This is a genomic window from Streptomyces sp. KLMMK (assembly GCF_036961605.1).
Lineage (GTDB): Bacteria > Actinomycetota > Actinomycetes > Streptomycetales > Streptomycetaceae > Streptomyces > Streptomyces telluris.
Genome location: NZ_JBAMDC010000534.1, coordinates 1 through 3,716 on the forward strand (window position 1 = coordinate 1; position 3,716 = coordinate 3,716).

4 protein-coding genes are annotated in these 3,716 nt (G+C 74.3%); 1 reads left to right on the top strand and 3 read right to left on the bottom strand.

Translation table 11 applies throughout. From position 1 onward, the window contains the following. Positions 1–1,791: an SGNH/GDSL hydrolase family protein gene (locus V7793_RS35045; protein WP_443058059.1), complete on the top strand. Its 1,791-nt coding sequence runs from the start codon at positions 1–3 to the stop codon at positions 1,789–1,791. A gap of 66 nt (positions 1,792–1,857) precedes the next feature. On the opposite strand, the gene V7793_RS35050 is transcribed toward V7793_RS35045, so the two are convergent. The 3 genes from V7793_RS35050 to V7793_RS35060 form a co-directional block, all read right to left on the bottom strand. After that, positions 1,858–2,637 (bottom strand): exodeoxyribonuclease III, encoded by a 780-nt coding sequence (locus V7793_RS35050; protein ID WP_336013734.1) that lies wholly within the window; start codon positions 2,635–2,637, stop codon positions 1,858–1,860. 51 nt (positions 2,638–2,688) lie between these two features. Then, positions 2,689–3,336 (bottom strand): MBL fold metallo-hydrolase, encoded by a 648-nt coding sequence (locus tag V7793_RS35055; RefSeq protein ID WP_443058060.1) that lies wholly within the window; start codon positions 3,334–3,336, stop codon positions 2,689–2,691. A 12-nt stretch (positions 3,337–3,348) separates the two neighbouring features. After that, positions 3,349–3,716 (bottom strand): carboxymuconolactone decarboxylase family protein (locus V7793_RS35060; protein ID WP_336013735.1); only part of this gene is annotated, 368 nt, incomplete at its 5' end.

The window sequence follows — 3,716 nt, forward strand, 5'->3', positions numbered from 1 at the left end:
GTGGGGATCGTGGGCGCCGCCTGCGCCGTCGCTGCCGCAAACACTCCGGCGCTCGCCGCCGGCTTCCAACCCGGTGCACAACCCGGCAGAGAGCCGCTCCCGCTGGAGCGGCTCTTCGACAACCGGGCGGTCAGCGACGACGCCCGCCCCGGCGGCGCAGACTTCGACGGGGCCGGCAACTCCCTCTCCGCCCAGGACCTCACGGCCGCCGACTGGACGCCCGGCCGCGAACTCGCCTTCGACGGCGCCCGGCTGCACTGGCCCCGCTCCGCCCCCGGCAAGCCCGACAACGTCCGCGCCGCCAGCCAGGCCGTCCGGCTCGGCGGCCGCGGGGAGGCCCTGACGTTCCTCGTCGCCGGCACGACCAAGGGCGCACCGGGGGGCGACGCCGCCGGCACCGGCACGGTGCGCTACCGCGACGGCTCGCGCAGCACCTACCGGCTCGCCGCACCGGACTGGCGCGCCGGCCTCCTGACCACGAAGGCCGTCGGCCTCCCCCACCTCAATACGGGCAGCGGGCGGAAGAGCGCCACCACCCGGCTGTACACGGTATCCGTGCCGGTCGCGCCCGGCCGCGACGTCGAATCCGTCGTGCTGCCGCAGGACCCCGGGCCCGAGCGCGACCTGCACGTGTTCTCGCTCGCGCTGCGCGGCGGCACCCGCGGCTGGACCGGCACCTGGGCCGCCTCCACCTCCGGCTACGCGGCCGTCGGACCGTGGACGGACCGCACGCTGCGGCTGGTCGTGCACAGCAGCGCCGGCGGGTCCGCGACGCGCATCCGGCTGGAGAACACCTTCGCGCCGCGCCCGGTGCGGATCGGCCACGCCACCGTCGCCCTGCAGGGCAAGGGCGCGGCCACGGCCGGCGCGCCGCGGGCCCTGGCCTTCGGCGGGCGCCCGGGCACCGTGATCCCCGCCGGCGCCCAGGCGTTCAGCGACCCGCTGGGCTTCAGGGTGCCCGAGGACACCAACCTGCTGGTGAGCATCCACCTGCCCGGCACGGTGCCGGCCGTGCCCGTGCACAGCTACACCAGCCAGGTCTCCTACCTCACCGGCGACGGCAGCGGTGACCGGACGGGCGAGCGCGGCGCGGGCGCGTACACCGCGACGCTCTCGACGTGGCCGCTGCTGACGGGCGTGGACGTCGCGGACGGGCCCGGGTCCGTGGTGACACTGGGCGACTCCATCACCGACGGCGAGCGGTCGACGCCCGGTGCCAACGGCCGCTGGCCCGACCTGCTGGCGCGGCGGCTGCGGGGGCAGCACGGCGTGCCGCGGTTCGGGATCCTCAACCACGGCATCTCCGGCAACCGCGTGGTGACCGACCGCTATCCCGGCGACGGGACCAGCACCATCATGAGCGGCGTCAGCGCCCAGCACCGGCTGGAGCGGGATGTGCTGGCGCAGACCTCGGCCCGTACGGTCATCGTCTTCGAGGGCGTCAACGACATCCGGTCCGGCACGAAGGCCGAGCAGGTCATCGCCGGGCTCAAGGAGATCGCGGCGCGCGCCCACGAGCGCGGGCTGCGGGTCGTCGCCGCCACCATCGCGCCCTGCGGCGGCTTCTACGACTGCACGCCGGACGCCGAGGCCCAGCGCACCGCCATCAACCGGCACATCCTGGCCGGCGGCGGCACGTACGACGCCATCTTCGACTTCGACGCGGCGATCCGGGACCCGCAGCAGCCGGACCGGATGCTTCCGGCCTACGACGGCGGCGACCACCTGCACCCCAACGACGCCGGCATGAAGGCGTTCAGCGACGCGATCGACCTGCGCAAGCTGATCTGACCGCGCCGGCCGCCGGGAGTGCGCGGCGGCGCGGGCGGGAGAGCGCGGCGGGCGGGGCGCCCGGGCTCAGACGTCCAGGTCGACGACGACCGGGGCGTGGTCCGAGGCGCCCTTGCCCTTGCGCTCCTCGCGGTCGACGAACGCGTCCTGCTTCGCCTTCACGAAGGGGGTGTTGCCGTAGACGAGGTCGATGCGCATGCCCCGGTTCTTGGGGAAGCACAGCTGGCGGTAGTCCCAGTACGTGTACGGGTGGTCGTACTTCAGCGGGCGCGGCACGACGTCGGACAGGCCCAGGTCGCGCAGGGCGCCGAGCGCCGCCCGCTCGGCCGGGGTGACGTGCGTGGCGCCCTCGAAGACGGCCGGGTCGTAGACGTCCTCGTCGGTCGGGGCGATGTTGTAGTCACCGAGGACGGCGAACGGGCGCTCGCCCTCCGCATCGGCGGCGACGGCGTCCCGCAGGGTCTCCAGCCAGCGGAGCTTGTACGCGTAGTGGTCGTGGCCGACCTCCCGGCCGTTGGGCACGTAGACCGACCAGACGCGGACGCCGCCGCACGTCGCCGAGATCGCGCGGGGCTCCTGCCCGCCGTCGTAGCCGGGGCCGCCCGGCAGGCCGCTCACCACATCCTCCAGGCCCACCCGGGAGACGATCGCCACGCCGTTCCACCGGCCGGTGGCGTTCACCGCGGCCTCGTAGCCCAGCTCGCGGAGCTCGTCGAACGGGAAGGCCTCCTCCGCGCACTTCGTCTCCTGTATGCACAGCACGTCCGTGCCGCTGCTCTCCAGCCAGGCCAGCAGCCTCGGGAGACGGGCGGTGATCGAGTTCACGTTCCAGGTGGCGATGCGCATGGAGCAACCCTAACGGCCGGGTCCGACATTCCCCGCGCGGCAGAGGACCGGTCAGAGGGTCACGCTCTCCCCGGGCGCCAGCCGGGTGTGCTCGGCGCCGACCCGGGCGGGCGTCAGCATCCGGTCGTACACCGGCCGCGCGAGATCGGTGAGCAGCGCGTCGTGCACGTCGATCGCGAGGCGCGGCGCGAGCTCCCGCACGTAGTCGATGACCTCCGAGATCTTGTTCCAGGGCGCCATGACCGGCAGCATCAGCGTGTCCACCGGCACGTCCGGCAGCGTCAGCGCGTCGCCCGGGTGGAAGACCGAACCGTCCACGAGATAGCCGACGTTCGTGATCCGCGGGATGTCCGGGTGGATCACGGCGTGCAGTTGCCCGTGCACCTGCACGTCGAAACCCGCCGCCGTGAAGGCGTCCCCCTCCCCCACCGTGTGCACCCGGCCCGGGAAGGCCGGAGCGATCTGCTCGGCGACGCTGCGCAGCGTCCACAGCTCGGCCGCGGGGTTCGCCTCCAGCGCGGCCCGCAGGCGGTCCTCGGCGAAGTGGTCGGGGTGCTCGTGGGTCACGAGGATCGCGTCGGCGCCGACGGCCGCGTCCGCCTCGCTGAAGGCCCCGGGGTCGATGGCGAGCGTGCGGCCGTCCTTCTCCAGGCGGACGCACGCGTGGCTCTTCTTCGTCAGCTTCAGCTTGAGCTCCATGAGCCCATACTGCTACGCCCCGGAGCCCGCCTCCTCGGCGATGACACGCTGCGCGGCGGCGAACGCGGCGCCCGCGGCCGGCAGGCCGCAGTAGACGGCCGTGTGCAGCAGCGTCTCCTTGATCTCGTCGGGGGTGACGCCGCTGCGGAGCGCTCCGCGGGTGTACGGGGCGATCTCGTCGACGTGGCCGCGGGCCGTGAGGGCGGTCAGGGTGATCAGGGCCCGGGTGCGGCGGTCGAGACCGGGCCGGGACCAGGCGCCGCCCCAGGCGGAACGGGTGACGAGGTCGTGGAAGTCACCGGTGAAGCCGTCCCGGTCGACGGGCTCGTCGCCGAGGACCTCGCGCCGGACGCGCTCGCCGCGCTCGCGGTCGTCGGTCG

Excerpts from the sequence above, each read along its gene's own strand:
- V7793_RS35050 (WP_336013734.1), bottom strand. The coding sequence starts at position 2,637 with ATGCGCATCGCCACCTGGAACGTGAACTCGATCACCGCCCGTCTCCCG.
- V7793_RS35055 (WP_443058060.1), bottom strand. The coding sequence starts at position 3,336 with ATGGAGCTCAAGCTGAAGCTGACGAAGAAGAGCCACGCGTGCGTCCGC.